Origin of the sequence: Streptomyces sp. NPDC015131, assembly GCF_043079975.1 — a bacterium.
Taxonomy (GTDB): domain Bacteria; phylum Actinomycetota; class Actinomycetes; order Streptomycetales; family Streptomycetaceae; genus Streptomyces.
This window is the reverse complement of sequence record NZ_JBIBVB010000005.1, coordinates 132709-149069: the sequence shown is the minus strand read 5'-3', so window position 1 is coordinate 149069 and position 16361 is coordinate 132709. Positions and strand designations below refer to the sequence as shown.

The following is a 16361-nucleotide window of genomic DNA, read 5'->3' as shown; positions in this document are numbered from 1 at the left end:
CTTCCCGGCGCACCCTGAAAAATATTGTCGTGTTGTTGACGTGGTCCTTACCCTACCCGGCGTGCGCGAGGGCATATCCGGCGAAAGTCACTTTATTCATGAACCCGGCTCTCGGCACGCGCGGCTGAGGCGCCGCCCGCCCGGGCCGCCCTCCGCCGCACCGCGCACACGGCCGTCCGGACACCGCGCACACGGCCCTCCGCGCACCGCGCACACGGCCCTCCGCGCACCGCGCACATGGCACAGCCTCCGGCGGGCCGCTGGGGGCGGTCCCGCCGGAGGCTGTGGAGGGGCAGCCGGTCATCCGGCTCCTGAGCCGGCCGGGTCAGTCCTCGCTGGAGGCGCTCGGCAGCTTGGACTGGATCAGGTCCATGACCGACGAGTCGGTGAGGGTGGTGACATCGCCCAGCTGACGGTTCTCCGCGACGTCACGGAGCAGCCGGCGCATGATCTTGCCGGAGCGCGTCTTGGGCAGCTCGGCCACCGGGAGGACCCGCTTGGGCTTGGCGATCGGCCCGAGGGTCGCGCCCACGTGGTTGCGCAGGTCGTTCACCAGGGCCTCGTCCTCGCTCGCCGTACCGCGCAGGATCACGAAGGCCACGATGGCCTGCCCGGTCGTCTCGTCGGCCGCGCCCACGACGGCCGCCTCGGCGACCTTGGGGTGCGCCACCAGCGCGGACTCCACCTCCGTGGTGGAGATGTTGTGGCCGGACACCAGCATCACGTCGTCCACCCGCCCGAGCAGCCAGATGTCGCCGTCGTCGTCCTTCTTGGCGCCGTCACCGGCGAAGTACCGGCCCTCGAAGCGGGACCAGTAGGTGTCGATGAACCGCTGGTCGTCGCCCCAGATGGTGCGGAGCATGGACGGCCACGGCTCGGTGAGGACGAGGTAGCCGCCGCCACCGTCCGGCACCTCGTTGGCGTCGTCGTCGACGACGGTGGCGGAGATGCCCGGCAGCGGGCGCTGGGCCGAGCCCGGCTTGGTCTCCGTGACGCCCGGCAGCGGCGAGATCATCATCGCGCCGGTCTCGGTCTGCCACCAGGTGTCCACGATCGGGGTCTTGCCGGCCCCGATGTTCTCCCGGTACCAGATCCACGCCTCGGGGTTGATCGGCTCGCCCACCGACCCGAGCACCCGCAGGCTCGACAGGTCGAACTTCGCGGGGATGTCGTCGCCCCACTTCATGAACGTGCGGATCGCGGTGGGGGCGGTGTAGAGGATCGTGACGCCGTACTTCTGCACGATCTCCCAGAAGCGGCCCTGGTGCGGGGTGTCCGGCGTGCCCTCGTACATCACCTGCGTCGCGCCGTTAACCAGCGGGCCGTACACGATGTACGAGTGCCCCGTCACCCAGCCGATGTCGGCGGTGCACCAGTAGACGTCCGTCTCCGGCTTGAGGTCGAAGACCGCGTGGTGGGTGTACGCCGCCTGGGTGAGGTAGCCGCCGGAGGTGTGCAGGATGCCCTTCGGCTTACCCGTCGTACCGGACGTGTAGAGGATGAAGAGCGGGTGCTCCGCGTCGAACGCCTCGGGGGTGTGCTCGGCCGGCTGGCGGCCGACGACGTCGTGCCACCACACGTCCCGCCCCTCGGTGAACGCGGTCTCCTGGCCGGTGCGGCGCACCACCAGGACGTGCTCGACCTGCGGGCACTTCGCCACGGCCTCGTCGATGGCGGGCTTGAGGGCGGACGGCTTGCCGCGCCGGTAGCCGCCGTCGGCGGTGATGACCAGCTTGGCGTCGGCGTCCTGGATGCGGGAGGCGACCGCGTCGGCGGAGAAGCCGCCGAAGACGACCGAGTGGGCGGCGCCGATCCGGGCGCAGGCGAGCATCGCCACGGCCGCCTCGGGGATCATTGGCATGTACACCGCGACACGGTCGCCCTTGCGGACGCCCAGCTCGGTCAGCGCGTTGGCCGCCCGGGAGACCTCGTCCTTGAGCTCGGCATAGGTGATCGCCCGGCTGTCGCCCGGCTCGCCCTCGAAGTGGATGGCCACGCGGTCGCCGTGCCCCGCCTCGACGTGCCGGTCCACGCAGTTGTACGCCACGTTCAGCCGGCCGTCGGCGAACCACTTGGCGAACGGCGGGTTGGACCAGTCGAGGGTCTCGGTCGGTTCGGTGGCCCAGCTGAGCCGCCGCGCCTGCTCGGCCCAGAAGCCGAGCCTGTCCGCCTCGGCCCGCTCGTACGCGGCCGCCGTCACATTGGCGTTGGCAGCCAGCTCGGCGGGCGGTGCGAACCGCCGCTCCTCCTTCAGAAGATTGGCCAGGCTCTCGTTGCTCACGACATCTCCCATTCCCGGGGCGTCCGATGTGTCCCAGCCCATAGCTCATCAGCCAAGTGCCCGGGTGACAAGGGCTTCCCGCCCATTGGTTTAGACCTCTTGGGTGGCGGGGTGCGCGAGCATCGGCCGACGGGGTGAACGGGGACGGCGGGGCATGTGACCCCTCCTCCCCGGGCGGTGGGGAGAAGGGGCCACCGCCCCTTTCCACGGACGCGGCCGGCCGGAGGTTCAGGCCGGGGCGCCCTCCCTGGACGCGGCGGACGACGACATCAGTGCATGAGCGGCGGCACCGTCCGGGGCCTGGTGCGCGGGCGGAGCCACCCACTCGCACACCCTCTCCGCACCGTCCGTGCGGCCCGTACCGGCCTTACGGTCCTTGGCATCCGTGCGGTCCGTACCGTCCGTACGGTCCTTGGTGTCGTCACCGCTGCCGGACTCCGAGAGCAGGTACGCCTGGGCCTCACCGACGTGGAAGTACATGCCCTGCAGCTCCAGCGTGCCCTCCGCCAGCCGGCGCGCCACGGCCTCGTGGGCCTTCAGGTGCTCCAGCTGCTGGACCACATTGGCGAGGCACAGCCGCTCGACCGCGTCCGCCGGCGGCCTGCCCGAGCCGTCGCCGACCGGACTGCCGAACAGCCGCACCCGGGCTCCCGCCCGTGAGCCGCCCGGCCCGTCCTCCCCCCGCATCCGCTCCAGACTGGGCAGCCCGTGCCGCAGCCAGCGTCGCAGCGGGGTGGGCGCCCCGCCCGGGCTGGTGCTCATCAGGGTCCGCATGGCACCGCAGTCCGAGTGGCCGCAGACGGTGATGGACTGCACCCGCAGCACCTCCACCGCGTACTCGATCGCGGCCGCCACCGAGTCGTCACCGCTCTCCTCACCGGGCAGCGGCACCAGGTTGCCGACGTTGCGCACGGTGAAGAGGTCACCCGGGCCGCTGGCGGTGATCATGCTGGTGACCAGCCGGGAGTCGGCGCAGGTCAGAAAGAGCTGCGAGGGGCGCTGGCCCTCGCGCGCGAGCCGCGCCAGCTCCTCGCGCACCAGCGGCGCGGTGTTGCGCTGGAAGGAGCTGAGCCCGCTGGCCAGCTGATCCCCCCTCACCTGCCGTGCGGACCCGGCCTCCGGGTGCTCGCCGCAGTGGTGGTTGCGCCAGGGCGTCCAGGGGCGGCAGCAGGCGTGGGCGCCGGCGCCGGGCTCGGCGATGCGCAAACCGGCCCGGCCGGTCATCTCGACCTCGCCGCCCCGGGCGGTGTGCGAGGTCTGCCAGTCCTGGAGCGTCTCGTAGGCCGCGTGGTCCATGAACGAGCCGTCCAGCTCGACGACCACCCTGGCACCCTGCGGGATCTGATGCAGCGTCCGGGTCAGCCGGGGCACCGCCAGGAAGGTCAGCTGCCCCCGCACCCGGATGTGCTCGACACCCTTCTCGGTCCGGTGGGTGATCCGCGTCCTGGTCAGCCGGTGCATGGCGACCGCGCTGGCCACGACGATCCCGAGCGCCACGCCCTGCAGGATCCCGATCAGGACGACCCCGGACACCGTCACCGCATAGACCAGCACCTCGCGGTGGCGGGTGACGCTGCGGATGTGCGTGATGCTCACCATCTGGATGCCGATGACCATGACCAGCGCGGCGAGCGCCGGCAGCGGAATCAGATCCAGCACCGGGACGAGGACGAGGGCGGCCAGCACGATCCACAGCCCGTGGAGCATCGTGGAGTGCCGGCTTACCGCACCGGCCGACACATTGGCCACGCTCCGCACGGCGACACCGGCGACGGGCAGCCCGCCGAGCGCGCCGGACACGATGTTCGCCGCGCCCTGGCCCGCCAGCTCCCGGTCGAGGTCGGAGCGGGGCACGTGGACCGTGGTGTTCTTGCGCGCCGCCGCCAGCTTGTCGACCGCGACGGCCGACAGCAGGGACTGCACGCTGGTGACGAGCGTGATGGTCAGGACGCCGGTGGCCAGGCCCAGCACGGGGCCCTCGGGCAGCCCGGGGAGCGCGTGGCTGCTCCAGGAGGGCAGGTCGACACGGGGTACGCTGATCCCGGCGGCGACCGCCAGCACCGTCGCGGCCGCCACGGCGGCGAGCGCCCCGGGGACCTTCCGCAGCACGCTCCCCGCCCGGCCGGGCAGCCGCGGCCAGGCGAGCAGGAGGACCACGGTCACGGCGCTCACCGACAGCGCGGCCGGGTGCAGGTCGGCCAACTGGGCGGGTAACCCGAGGAAGTTGTCCACGGCGGAGCTCTGCGGTGTACCGCCCAGGACGACATGGAGCTGGGCGAGCGCGATGGTGACACCGATGCCCGCCACCATGCCGTGCACGATCGCGGGGGAGACCACGAGCGCCGAGCGGGCCACCCGCAGCGCGGACAGCCCGAGTTGGGCCAGGCCCGCCATCACGGTGATGGCGCAGGTGGTGCGCCAGCCGTAGGTCTGGATCAGCTCTGCCGTGACCAGGGTCAGCCCCGCGGCGGGCCCGCTGACCTGGAGCGGTGAGCCCCCGAGCCGCCCGGCGACCAGCCCGCCGACGGCCGCGGCCACCAGTCCGGCCTGGAGCGGCGCGCCGGTGGCGAGGGCGATGCCCAGGGAGAGCGGCAGCGCGATGAGGAAGACGGCGATCGACGCCGACACATCGGCGCCCGCCACCCTGAACCGCCGCCGTCCCCCGCCCGGTGGCGGTGGGCTGTGCGGCCGTGTGAAGCGGCGCCTCGCGGCGGCGCGGAGCGTACGGCCGGGGCGGCTCGCGGAGTCTGTGGTGTCGTGCGTACGGGGCGGGACGCAGGCAGTCATGTTTCCCGTCTCCTCCGGGGCGGCGCGGTCGCGGGTACGTGCGGGTCGAACGAACGTCGGGTCGCGGCCGTGGGTCACGGCGTGCAGCGGCGGGAGCTGCCAACTCTGTGTAAATGAATCGTAATGCAGAGTAAAGACTCCGGCATTATTTTCGAGGCAAATAGGGCAATCTTTCACTTGATTCAGTGATTAGTCGTTCTAGTACGGCTTGTCGTATCTTCACACCCCACCCGTGGTGCGACGTTGACGGCACTCGCAGCAGTGACTCCGTGGACCACGAGAAGGGTGGGCGGAAGATGGCCGCCACGAAGAAGACCGCCGGGCACGGCCCCGCCGCCGACCCGTACGCCGCGCGTACCAGCCCCACTGGCCACGCAGGCGATGCCGGCGCCACGAGCCCCGCCGACGGTGTCGGCGGTGCCGGTGGTGCGGACCGGGCCGGACGGGTCGCGGACGACACGGCCGCCCGCGACGAGCGGGACCCGAGGGCGCGGCGGGCGGCCGTCCTGCGGCGTACGGCGGCGGCACGCCGCAAGGCCGCCCTGCGCGGGCGCCCGGCCGGTGGCGTCACCGTCGCGGCCGGCGTGGCGGTGGCCGTGATGACGGGACTGACCGGCTGCAGCGCGCTCGACGAGCCCTCCGAAGGCGCGGCCGGCCCCAAGCGGGTGGGCGCGCCCAAGAGCGTGGTCCGCCTGATCGGCGACGGCTCCACCGCGTACACTGGCGCCCAGCCCGGACTGCGCAAGCCGGAGCGCCTCAAGCCCGGCCAGCGGCCGCCGCAGTTCGTGGTCTTCTCCTGGGACGGTGCCGGCGAGGACAGCCAGAAGCTCTTCTCCCACTTCCGCAAGGTGGGCAAGAAGCACGGCGCGACCATGACGTACTTCCTCAGCGGCGTCTACCTGCTGCCGGAGGACAAGGCCAAGCTGTACGTGCCTCCCGGCCACGCCCCCGGCCGCTCGGACATCGGCTTCAACGACACCGAGGGCATCCGGGCCACCGTCCGCGAACTGCGCGGCGCCTGGCAGGAGGGCAACGAGATCGGCACCCACTTCAACGGGCACTTCTGCGGCCCGGAGAGCGGTGTCGGGACCTGGTCCGTCGAGGACTGGAAGAGCGAGATCGCCCAGGCCAAGGCGTTCGTCAAGCAGTGGAAGACCAATGCGGGCCTGGCGTCCGAGAAGCCGCTGCCGTTCGACTACGACACCGAGCTCGTCGGGGCCCGCACCCCGTGCCTGGAGGGTCGCGACAATCTGATCCGGGCCGCGTCGCAGCTCGGCTGGCGCTACGACACGAGCGGGGTCAACAACCAGGTGTGGCCGGGCAAGGAGCAGGGCCTGTGGGATCTCTCGCTGCAGATGATCCCGGTGCCCGGCCGCGCCTTCGAGACGCTGTCGATGGACTACAACTTCCTGGTCAACCAGTCGGGAACCACCAAGGGCGCGCCCTCGATGCACCAGTTCTGGGGCAACCAGTTCCGCGACGGCATGATCCAGGCGTTCGAGCGCGCCTATCACGGCAACCGCGCCCCGCTGATCATCGGCAACCACTTCGAGTCGTGGAACGGCGGCACGTACATGCGGGCCATCGAGGAGACCATCGCGAACGTCTGCGGCCGCAGCGAGGTGCGGTGCGTGTCCTTCCGGCAGCTCGCCGACTGGCTGGACGCCCAGGACCCCAACGTCCTGGCCAAGCTGCGCACCCTGAAGGTCGGTGAGGCGCCGAAGGGCGGCTGGCCGGGCTTCCTCGCCGCCCGGCCGGCCACCGCCGCGTCCCCCGCCGCCCCGGTCGGCGCCGCTGCCGCCCCGGCCGGCGCCGCCACCACCGGGGGCGCTGCCGCTCTCGAGGGTCCTGCTGGGGAAGGTCCCGCCGCTCGGTAGGGTCCTGCCGCTTCGGGGGTTCCGCCGATCCGGGGGTCCCGCCGATCCGGAGGGGCCCCGGCCGCGACCCGCCGTCAGGCCGGCTGAACCGCGCCGAGCCCCTCCCCGAGCACGAAACCGGGGTCGACCTGCGCCGCCAGGTCGGCCCCGGTCTTCGCGTTGCCCCAGCTCTCCGCGTTCTTCAGATGGAAGTGCACCATCTGACGGGTGTACCGCTCCCAGTCCCGGTGCCGGTACGAGTCCTCCGCCGCGTTCTGCAAGGACTGCAGCGCCATCCGGTTCTCGGCCTCCAGCAGCTCGAACCGCGCCACGCGCCCCTTCTCCAGGGAGCGGACCCAGTCCGAGTGACCGACCGTCACCAGCAGGTCGTCCCCGATCTCCTCGCGCAGGAAGTCGACGTCCTCCATGCCCTGCACCTTGTTGCCCACGACCCGCAGCTCGACCCCGAAGTCGCGCGCGTACTCCTTGTACTGGCGGTAGACCGACACGCCCTTACGGGTCGGCTCGGCCACCAGGAACGTCATGTCGAACCGGGTGAACATCCCCGACGCGAAGGAGTCCGACCCGGCCGTCATGTCGACCACCACGTACTCGTCGGGCCCGTCGACCAGGTGGTTCAGGCACAGCTCCACCGCCCCGACCTTGGAGTGGTAGCAGGCCACTCCGAGATCGGACTCGGTGAACGGCCCCGTCGCCATCAGCCGGATCTCCCCGTCGTCCAGCTGGACCGGGCGGGCGCAGGCGTCGTAGATCGGGTTGGACTCCTCGATCCGCAGCAGCCGCGACCCCTCCCCGGGCGGCGTCGTCTTGATCATCGTCTCGGCGGAGGGGATCCGCGGGTTGGTGCCCCGCAGGTACTCCTTGATCAGCGGCAGGTGCGCGCCCATCGCGGGCAGCGCCGCCGCGTCCGCCTCGTCGAGACCGAGAGCGGCTCCGAGGTGCTGGTTGATGTCGGCGTCCACGGCGAGGACGGGGGCCTCGTTGGCGACGAGGTGACGGATGAAGAGCGAGGACAGCGTGGTCTTGCCGCTGCCGCCCTTCCCTACGAAAGCGATCTTCATATTCAGCAAGGGTAGCTCAGGGTAATGACATGATTGCTTGAGGTTGCCGATCCGGTTCGTGGTGTGTATGAGGAAGACCACTCGGCACCGGGGCGGGCACGCCGGGCGCGTAGCCTCGCTACCTATGAGTACGAATCCCGCTGACCCCCTGGTCGCGTTGGGGGCGCTGCCCGGTGTGCCCGACGCCGTGGACACCGTCCGCAAGGCCGTCGACCGGGTCTACGGGCACCGCGTGATGCGGCGCCGCAGCAATGAGGTGACCTCCGAGGCGGCGCTGCGCGGGGCTCGCGCCTCGGCCGCCCTGTCCGGCGCCGACTGGGCGCTGGAGGAGGTGCGCCGCCGCACCGACTTCGGCGGGGACGACGAGGCGCGGACCGTCGGTGCCGCGCTGCGCCTGTCCGCCGAGGCGGGGCAACTGCTGTCCATCTGGCGGCAGTCGCCGATGCGCGTACTGGCCCGGTTCCACCTGGTCGCTGCATCGGCCCCCGGCCGGACGCCGGACGCGGACGCGAGTGCGGGTGCGGCTGCGGCTGCGGCTGCGGATCCGGCGGCCGGTGGCTCCGCCGACGCGGTGGGGCGGCCCCGGCGCGACGGCGAGCCCGTCCACGAGCCGCTGATCGAGGCCCCGCTGCCGGACGCCGACGAGGTCGCGGGCCGACTGGACGGACTCGCGGACCTCATCGTCCGGGGCAGTTCCGCCCCGGCACTCGTCACGGCCGCGATCGTGCACGGCGAGCTGCTGGCGCTCCGGCCCTTCACCTCGTACAGCGGCCTGGTGGCCCGGGCCGCCGAGCGCATCGTGCTGATCGGCAGCGGACTGGACCCCAAGGCGATCTGCCCGGCGGAGGTCGGCCACGCCGAGCAGGGCCGCGCGGCCTACGTCGCCGCCTTCGACGGCTACCTCTCCGGCACCCCGGACGGCATGGCCGCCTGGATCGCCCACTGCGGCAGGGCGGTGGAGCTGGGAGTCCGGGAGTCCACGGCGGTCTGCGAGGCCCTGCAGCGCGGAGCCGCGTAACCGACGGCGGAGACGGGGGCTGTACCTGCATTGCACAGGGTTGCGGCGGTACCGCGAGGGCGGTACCGCCGCTGGCACGTCCATTGAGTTACCAAGCGTCCTCGTTATGTGCCCATCAGGCGGGGATACTTTGCCCGACACCTGGTGCGGCTGGCCCGTAATCGACGGGTCGACGTCGCGTGGGTGCTCAGCTTCCGTGCTGTTCGGTCCGTGGGGCCTTCTTGCTCAACAGGTGATCCTTTCGGATGTCCTTGGTCTCGCGGGCCGTTAAGTCCTTTGTACTACCGTCACGAGTGATTCGAAACCCCTGCCTCCACTTTTTACCTTTCGCCGGTTACCTATCCGCTTCGGCAGGCCCGCCGACCCCACCCACGCCCCGGTCCGGCGCCAGTGCTTCCGCCGGAAGGGCCGCCTCATGCGGCACCCGCGTACGACCGGAGGGGCCGCTGCTTGGTGCCTGCGCACCCGCCAGGAGGTGCCGCGCCCTACGACCCAGCCCGGGCGCCCCACCCGGAGCCCCGCTGGCCGCACCGCACTCCGCTGGCACCCGCCACCCCGGGACCCCCGGCCCAAGGGGTACATCCGAGGGCCACGCTCGCGGGTCGCACCTCGGCGAAGCCGCAACCAGGTGCAGAAGGAGGGCGTAGCCGCCGGCCCCTACCGCCTTTGCCGAGCCCCGCTATCTGCTGCCGACGTGCCGTATCGGCGCAGGCGCACCGCCTCGGCCGCCGGCGGCTACGCGGTCTGGCGCCGGCGGCTGGCGTACCAGACCAGGCCGGCCGTGGCCGCAGCCGCGCCCACCGCCGCGGCTGCCACGAGCGCGGGGCGCGGCGGCATCCGGAAGGCGGGCAGCCGCTGCTTGAGCCGGACCGGACGGCTGAAGACCAGAACCGGCCAGTCCCGCGCCGCCGCCTCCCGGCGCAGCGCGCGGTCCGGATTCACCGTGTAGGGGTGGCCGACTGCCTCGAGCATGGGGAGGTCGGTGGCCGAGTCGCTGTACGCGTAGCAGCGAGAGAGGTCGTACCCCTCTGTTTCGGCCAGCTCCCGGATCGCTTCCGCCTTGGTGGGGCCGTAGGCGTAGTACTCCACCTCCCCGGTGAAGCAGCCGTCGTCACCGACGACCATGCGGGTCGCCACGACCCGGTCGGCCCCGAGCAGCTCGCCGATGGGTTCGACGACCTCGGCGCCGGACGTGGAGACGATCACGACGTCCCGGCCGGCGGCGTGGTGCTCCTCGATGAGGGATGCCGCCTCGTCGTAGATGATGGGGTCGATCAGGTCATGCAGGGTCTCGGCGACCAGGTCCTTGACCTGCTGGACGTTCCAGCCCTTGCAGAGCGCGGAGAGGTACTCCCGCATCCGCTCCATCTGTTCGTGGTCGGCACCCCCGGCCAGGAAGACGAACTGGATGTAGGCAGTCCGCAGGGCGGCGCGGCGGCTGATCAGTCCGCCTTGGTAGAAGGACTTGCTGAAGGTCAGCGTCGATGACTTCGCAATGACCGTCTTGTCCAGGTCAAAGAAGGCTGCGGTGCGCGGCAAGGAGTGGTTTTCCACGAGCCCGAGCATAGGTGCCCGCCATTCGGCGTACGCTGGGGCGTGTGGGTTTGCCTGAGAAGGCTCTCGGGTACACCATGGAAGTCACGGATCGTTCGCGACCGTGCTAACCCGGTCCGGCTCCTCCCCCCCCGAGTCGGCCGGAGAGACGACCCCCGCTCTCCCCCCCGGCGGGGGTCGTCGCATGTCCGGACGCGTTTTCTCCCGCTCCTGGCGGTTGTACCCGGTCATGGCGCCCTCCTGATCCTCGATGCGGCCGGGAGCCGGCACGCCCCCGCTTCGTCACTCAGAGTAGCCGATAGGCTGCTCTGTGGAAGTCGCTGGTATGGGTGAGCGAGATATTCACAACCGGTGAGTTGTCCACAGTTTTCGACCAAGATCCACTTCTTTTCCGGAAGTCCAGCACCGTGTTTCCCGTCGCGAAGTCCTTCGCCGAAGGAATCGCGGAGATCTCGTCCCGTGAAGGCGAGCCGAGATCGTGCGCGGGCGAGGTGGGGCGACAGGCGCGGAGCACGGGCGGTGGCCTCTCGGCACCGCACGGCACCGCGGCCGCGCCATCGCGGCCGGACGGAGGAGAAGGGGGAATCGACCATGGCTGGAAACATCGCTTCGGACGAGGCGTCCCAGGGCGCGCCGGGCCTCGTGCCCGCCGCCGAGGAGCGCCGGGCCGGGCCGCTGATCGTCACCGAGGACACGGAGCTGCTGGACGACTTGCTGCGGCTCTGCGCCGCTGCGGGCGCCCACCCGGAGGTGTACCACGCGCTTCCCGAACGCAGGGCGAGCTGGGAGGCCGCACCGCTGGTCCTGGTGGGGGACGACGCCGCCGCGCGGTGTCGTGGCGCAATGCGCCGGCGGGACGTACTGCTGGTCGGGCGGGAGCCGGGTGATCCCGAAGTGTGGCGGCACGCGGTGGAGATCGGGGCGGAGTGCGTGTTGCGGCTGCCCGACGCCGAGGGGTGGCTCGTCGACCGGATCGCCGATGTTGTCGAGGGCGGCGGGCGGCAGGCGCTGACGGTCGGTGTGGTCGGCGGGCGAGGTGGTGCGGGGGCGTCGACGCTGGCGTGCGCGCTGGCCGTCACCGCCGCGCACCGGGGCCACAGGACGCTTCTTGTGGATGGTGACCCGCTGGGCGGAGGGCTCGACGTCCTGCTCGGAGGCGAGCGCGCGGAGGGGCTGCGTTGGCCGGATCTCGCGGCCTCGAAGGGCCGGGTCGCGGGTGGGGCGCTGGAGGAGGCGCTGCCTTCGCTCGGCGGGCTCCGGGTGCTGAGCTGGGACCGGGGCGACCCCGTGTCCGTGCGGCCGGAGGCGATGCGCTCGGTGCTGGCGGCCGCGCGCCGGCGCGGGGGTGTGGTGGTCGTGGACCTGCCGCGGCAGGCGGACGAGGTCACGGCGGAAGCGCTGGCCCAGCTGGATCTGGGGCTGCTTGTGGTGCCCGGTGAGCTGCGGGCGGTGGCGGCGGCCAAGCGGGTGGCCGTCCTCCTGGGCGCCGCGGTGCGGGACGTGAGGGTGGTGGTGCGCGGGCCGTACGCCGCCGGTGTCGACGACCGGTGGATCGCGGAGGTGCTGGGACTGCCCCTCGTGGGGGAACTGCCCCGGGACGGCGGCCTCATGGCGGCCCTCGACGCGGGCGCACCGCCGGGCGAGGGCGCGCGTGGTCCGCTCGGCGCGTTCTGCGCGGCCTTCTGGGAGCAGGCGTTGGCGACGGAGGGCACGTCATGACGGGCGGGCTGCTGGAATCCGTTCGTCAGCGGCTCGTCGAGAGCGGCACGGACCCCACACCGGCCGGTGTCGCGGCGGCGCTCCGGGCGCAGGGCAGGCTGCTGGGCGACGCGGAAGTGCTGGGAGCAGCACAGGAGTTGCGGTGCGAACTGGTGGGAACCGGCCCGCTGGAGCCGCTGCTCGCCGATCCCGCTGTCACGGATGTGCTCGTCTCGGCGCCGGACCGGGTGTGGGTGGACCGCGGCGCGGGGCTGGAGTTGTCCGGGCTCGTCTTCCGGGACGCCTCGGCGGTACGGAGGCTGGCGCAGCGGCTGGCGGCGGTGGCCGGGCGGCGGCTGGACGACGCCCGGCCCTGGGTGGACGCGCGGCTCCCGGACGGGACCCGGATGCACGCGGTGCTGCCGCCGGTGGCGGTCGGCTCGACCTGCCTGTCCTTGCGCGTGGTGCGGCCGCGGGCTTTCCGGCTGGAGGAGCTGACCGTGGCGGGGACGGTTCCGCCGGGTGGGGACCTGGTGCTCCGGGCGCTGGTGGAGGCGCGGGTGTCGTATCTGGTCAGCGGTGGGACGGGCTCGGGAAAGACGACGCTGCTGTCCACACTGCTCGGGCTGGTGGGTGAGCGGGAGCGGATTGTTCTGGCCGAGGACTCGGCCGAGTTGCGGCCCGACCACCCGCACGTGGTGCGGCTGGAGGCCCGGCCGCCGAACCAGGAGGGGGCGGGCCGGGTCACCCTCCAGGACCTGGTGCGCCAGGCGCTGCGGATGCGGCCCGACCGGCTGGTGGTGGGCGAGGTGCGGGGCTCCGAGGTCCTGGACCTGCTGGCCGCGCTGAACACCGGCCACGAGGGCGGCTGCGGCACGGTCCACGCCAACACCGCCGCCGATGTGCCGGCCCGGTTGGAGGCGCTGGGCACGGCCGCTGGCCTCGACCGGGCCGCACTGCACAGCCAGGTGGCGGCCGGCCTGTCCGCGGTGATCCACCTGGCGCGGGACAGGGCCGGACGGCGCCGGATCGCCGAGGTGCGTGTGCTGGAGCAGGAGCCGAGCGGCCTGGTGGGCACGGTGCCCGCTCTGAGGTGGGGAGTCGACGGGTTCGTCCGGGAGCGGGGCTGGGAGCGGCTGCGGTCGCTGATCGGGGGTGAGCGGTGGTGACGGGACAGCCGGTGTACGCGGCGGTGTGCGCGGGGGCCGCCGCCTGGCTGCTGCTGGAGCGTGGCGGCGCCTCACGGCGGGCCCGTCTGCTCTTGGCCGGCGGCGAGCCTCCGCGCGCCGCTGCCTGGTCCTGGCGGCTGCGGACGCCCGCCGTTCGTCTGCGGCGGGAGTGGCTGTGCCTGGTGGTGGCCGCGCTTGTGGCGGTAGCCGCGAGGTCGGTGCTGCCGCTGGTCGCGGGCGCCTGCGCGATGCCTCTGGTCGGGCGGCGGCTGCGAGCCCGGGAGCGGGCGAAGGAGCGCGAACGGCGCGTGGACGCGGTGATCGCGTTCTGCGGGGCGATGGCGGGGGAGTTGCGGGCCGGATGGCATCCCGGTCAGGCGCTGCTCTGGGCGGCCCGCACGACGAGGGCGCTGGGCGGTGAGGAGGCGGCAGTGCTGGCGGCGGCACGGTTCGGCGGGGACGTGCCGGAGGCGCTGCGGCGGGCGGCGCGGGAGCCCGGCGCGGAGGGTCTGGCGGGTCTGGCGGCCTGCTGGCAGGTGGCGGTGGACGGCGGGGCCGGTCTCGCGGCCGGCCTGGACCGGCTGGAGGCCGCCCTTGTGGAGCGGCGGGACCAGCACGAGCGGCTGAAGGCCCTCTTGGCGGGGTCCTGGGCGACGGTCGCGCTGCTCGCGGTACTGCCGGTGGTGGGTCTCGCGATGGGCTGGGCGCTCGGCGCCGATCCCCTGCGCGTGCTGTTCCACACCCCGGCAGGGCTGGCCTGTCTGGCGGTGGGCGGGTGCCTGGAGGGCCTGGGGCTGTGGTGGGCGGGGCGCGTCGTCCGGGCCGCGGGGGAGGAGTCATGAAAGAGCTTTCCCTGGGGCTGTGGCCGTGGGTCCTGGTGTGGTTGTGGCCCTTCGTCACCGTGTCGGCCGGCCTGGCGTGGCTGCTCTGGGCAGTGGTGTCGGCGCGGCGGGAGCGGCGCGTCCGCGGGCGGATGGCCGCGATCGCGGGCTCACGGCAGGAAGGGCGAAGGTCCTGGTGGCCTCGGGTCGTGTCGTCGGCGCGGCCGTGGGTGGGGCCGGTGGGGTCCGTGGTCGCGGGCTGGGTGCTGTTCGGCGGGCTCGCCGGGCTCCTCCTCGGAGCGGCGGCCGCGTACGGCGTACGGAAGTGGCAGCGGCGTCCGCGACCGGAGGGGGCCCGGGAGGACCGTGAGGCCGCACGCGGCTTGCCTCTGGCGGCGGACCTGCTGGCCGCGTGCCTGGCCGCCGGGGCGGGGCCTCGCGAAGCGGCGGAAGCCGTGGGGCAGTCCCTGGGCGGCCCTGTGGGGGACCGGCTGGCGAGCGCGGCGGCCGAGCTGCGGCTCGGCGGCGAACCGGCCGACGTGTGGGCCCGGTTCGGGGACACACCCGGCGCCGGACAACTGGCGCGCTGCATGGAGCGAGCCTGCGCCTCGGGCGCCCCGGCCGCCGAGGCGGTGGGCCGGCTGGCGGCAGCGATACGGGCGGACCGCGCCCGCCGGGCCACGGCCCGCGCTCAGCGGGCCCAGGTGCTGATCACCGCACCGGTGGGGCTGTGTTTCCTGCCCGCGTTTCTCGCGGTCGGGGTGGCGCCGGTGGTCATCGGACTGGCGAGCGAACTGCTGTGACGGATCGACATCTCATGGGGGTTGTGATGGCTGACTGGACGACGACGGCGCGGAAGACTCTGGCGGCCCGGGCACGGGCGGCGCGCGCGTGGGGCCTGCGGAGGCGAAGGGCACGCGGCGACGCGGGGATGACCACCGCCGAGTACGCCATGGGGACGCTGGCCGCGTGTGCCTTCGCGGCGGTGCTGTACAAGATCGTTACGAGTGACGTGGTGTCGGGCGGGCTGGAGTCGCTGATCGGGAGGGCGCTCGATGCCCAGTTCTGAGGTCGGTGGCGATCGCGGATCGGTGACCGCCGAGGCGGCCACGGTCCTGCCGGCGCTGGCACTGTTCACGATGGCCCTCGTCTGGGCGCTGATGGCGGCTGCCGCGCAGATTCAGTGCGTCGACGCCGCGCGGGCCGGGGCGCGGGCGGCGGCCCGTTCGGAGCCACGTGCGGATGCGGTGGCCGTCGCCCGGTCGGCCGCGCCGGAGGGAGCCCGGGTGGCGGTGGAGCGGGCCGGGGATCTCTGGCGGGTACGGGTCGAGGCCCCAACGCCCGGGCCCGGGCCCCTCCGGCTGACGCTCCGGGCGGAGGCGGCGGCCCTGGCCGAGGACACGGTCGGAGCGGTGTCATGAGCGGTGACATGACCGGCGCGGGCCGGCCCCCGCTCCTCGGGTCCGGCCGGGCGGCTCCCCCGTCCAGAACGCGGGCTCGGGCGGACCGGGGGTCGGCGACGGTATGGGTGGCGATGGCGGCCACCGTGATGTGCGCGGTCTTCGCGGCGATCCTCGCCCTGGGCCAGGCGGTCGCCGCCCGGCACAAGGCGGGCGGCGCGGCCGACCTGGCCGCCCTCGCGGCGGCGGACCGGGTGCTGTGGGGCGCGGAGGACGCGTGCCGGACGGCCACCCGAGTGGCCAGGGTGCAGGCCGCGGAGGTGGTGAGCTGCAGCGTACGAGGAGAGATCGCGGACGTGACGGCACGGGCCCGGTTCGGGCCGTACGCGCCGACGGTCACGGCGAGAGCGGGCCCGCCGGAGGGCGCCCCGCCCCGGGCTGCCCCTCCAATCACTGGGGAGCTGTCGCCCGACTGACGACTGACCCGGCGGGGGCGCCGGTTCGGGGACTTGCTGCTCCTGGGCTGTCCCTGTCGGGCTCGCCCACGGCGGACCGCCTCTGTTGAGCCGCTCACTCCGGCTGACCGTGCGGCGCCGACCCTGCCGGGGGCCCGCCCGCCTGAGGGCCGACACGCTGCGCGGGCCGCCCGCCGGCGGCCGGTCGCCCCGGACCGGGCCGGCGCCGGGCTGTCCCTC

General features: G+C 73.2%; 13 protein-coding genes. 9 read left to right on the top strand and 4 right to left on the bottom strand.

The features are described from left to right. Positions 1-325: 325 nt before the first annotated feature. Positions 326-2281, bottom strand: a complete 1956-nt coding sequence (gene acs / locus ACF08D_RS20820; RefSeq protein WP_392224230.1) for an acetate--CoA ligase — start codon at positions 2279-2281, stop codon at positions 326-328. A 228-nt stretch (positions 2282-2509) separates the two neighbouring features. Continuing rightward, complete coding sequence (locus ACF08D_RS20815; RefSeq protein WP_392224229.1) at positions 2510-5068, bottom strand: bifunctional SulP family inorganic anion transporter/carbonic anhydrase; 2559 nt, start codon at positions 5066-5068, stop codon at positions 2510-2512. A 599-nt stretch (positions 5069-5667) separates the two neighbouring features. On the opposite strand from ACF08D_RS20815, the gene ACF08D_RS20810 reads away from it, so the two are divergent. After that, entirely contained in the window at positions 5668-6945 is a 1278-nt protein-coding gene (locus ACF08D_RS20810; protein WP_392224702.1) for a hypothetical protein, read from the top strand. 74 nt (positions 6946-7019) lie between these two features. Here ACF08D_RS20810 and ACF08D_RS20805 read toward each other — a convergent pair whose 3' ends face one another. After that, positions 7020-8006, bottom strand: coding sequence for an ATP-binding protein (locus tag ACF08D_RS20805; RefSeq protein ID WP_392224228.1), 987 nt, complete (start codon positions 8004-8006; stop codon positions 7020-7022). Positions 8007-8130: 124 nt separating this feature from the next. On the opposite strand from ACF08D_RS20805, the gene ACF08D_RS20800 reads away from it, so the two are divergent. Next, entirely contained in the window at positions 8131-9024 is an 894-nt protein-coding gene (locus tag ACF08D_RS20800) for an oxidoreductase (RefSeq protein WP_392224227.1), read from the top strand. A gap of 735 nt (positions 9025-9759) precedes the next feature. Here ACF08D_RS20800 and ACF08D_RS20795 read toward each other — a convergent pair. After that, complete coding sequence (locus ACF08D_RS20795) at positions 9760-10590, bottom strand: HAD family hydrolase (protein ID WP_392224226.1); 831 nt, start codon at positions 10588-10590, stop codon at positions 9760-9762. 579 nt (positions 10591-11169) lie between these two features. Between ACF08D_RS20795 and ssd the strand changes: the two genes are divergently transcribed. The 7 genes from ssd (at position 11170) to ACF08D_RS20760 (ending at position 16142) form a co-directional block, all read left to right on the top strand. Beyond that, positions 11170-12297: a septum site-determining protein Ssd gene (ssd, locus tag ACF08D_RS20790; RefSeq protein ID WP_392224225.1), complete on the top strand. Its 1128-nt coding sequence runs from the start codon at positions 11170-11172 to the stop codon at positions 12295-12297. After that, positions 12294-13445 (top strand): TadA family conjugal transfer-associated ATPase, encoded by a 1152-nt coding sequence (locus ACF08D_RS20785; protein WP_392224224.1) that lies wholly within the window; start codon positions 12294-12296, stop codon positions 13443-13445. Before ssd ends, ACF08D_RS20785 begins: the two co-directional genes overlap by 4 nt. Beyond that, positions 13442-14287, top strand: a complete 846-nt coding sequence (locus ACF08D_RS20780; RefSeq protein WP_392224223.1) for a type II secretion system F family protein — start codon at positions 13442-13444, stop codon at positions 14285-14287. Before ACF08D_RS20785 ends, ACF08D_RS20780 begins: the two co-directional genes overlap by 4 nt. Continuing rightward, positions 14284-15069: a type II secretion system F family protein gene (locus ACF08D_RS20775; RefSeq protein WP_392224222.1), complete on the top strand. Its 786-nt coding sequence runs from the start codon at positions 14284-14286 to the stop codon at positions 15067-15069. Before ACF08D_RS20780 ends, ACF08D_RS20775 begins: the two co-directional genes overlap by 4 nt. Positions 15070-15095: 26 nt before the next feature. Continuing rightward, a complete protein-coding gene (locus ACF08D_RS20770; RefSeq protein WP_392224221.1) occupies positions 15096-15335 on the top strand; it encodes a DUF4244 domain-containing protein in 240 nt (79 codons plus the stop codon). Then, entirely contained in the window at positions 15322-15687 is a 366-nt protein-coding gene (locus tag ACF08D_RS20765; RefSeq protein ID WP_392224220.1) for a TadE family type IV pilus minor pilin, read from the top strand. Before ACF08D_RS20770 ends, ACF08D_RS20765 begins: the two co-directional genes overlap by 14 nt. Positions 15688-15800: 113 nt before the next feature. After that, positions 15801-16142 (top strand): Rv3654c family TadE-like protein, encoded by a 342-nt coding sequence (locus ACF08D_RS20760; RefSeq protein ID WP_392224219.1) that lies wholly within the window; start codon positions 15801-15803, stop codon positions 16140-16142. Positions 16143-16361 lie beyond the last annotated feature (219 nt).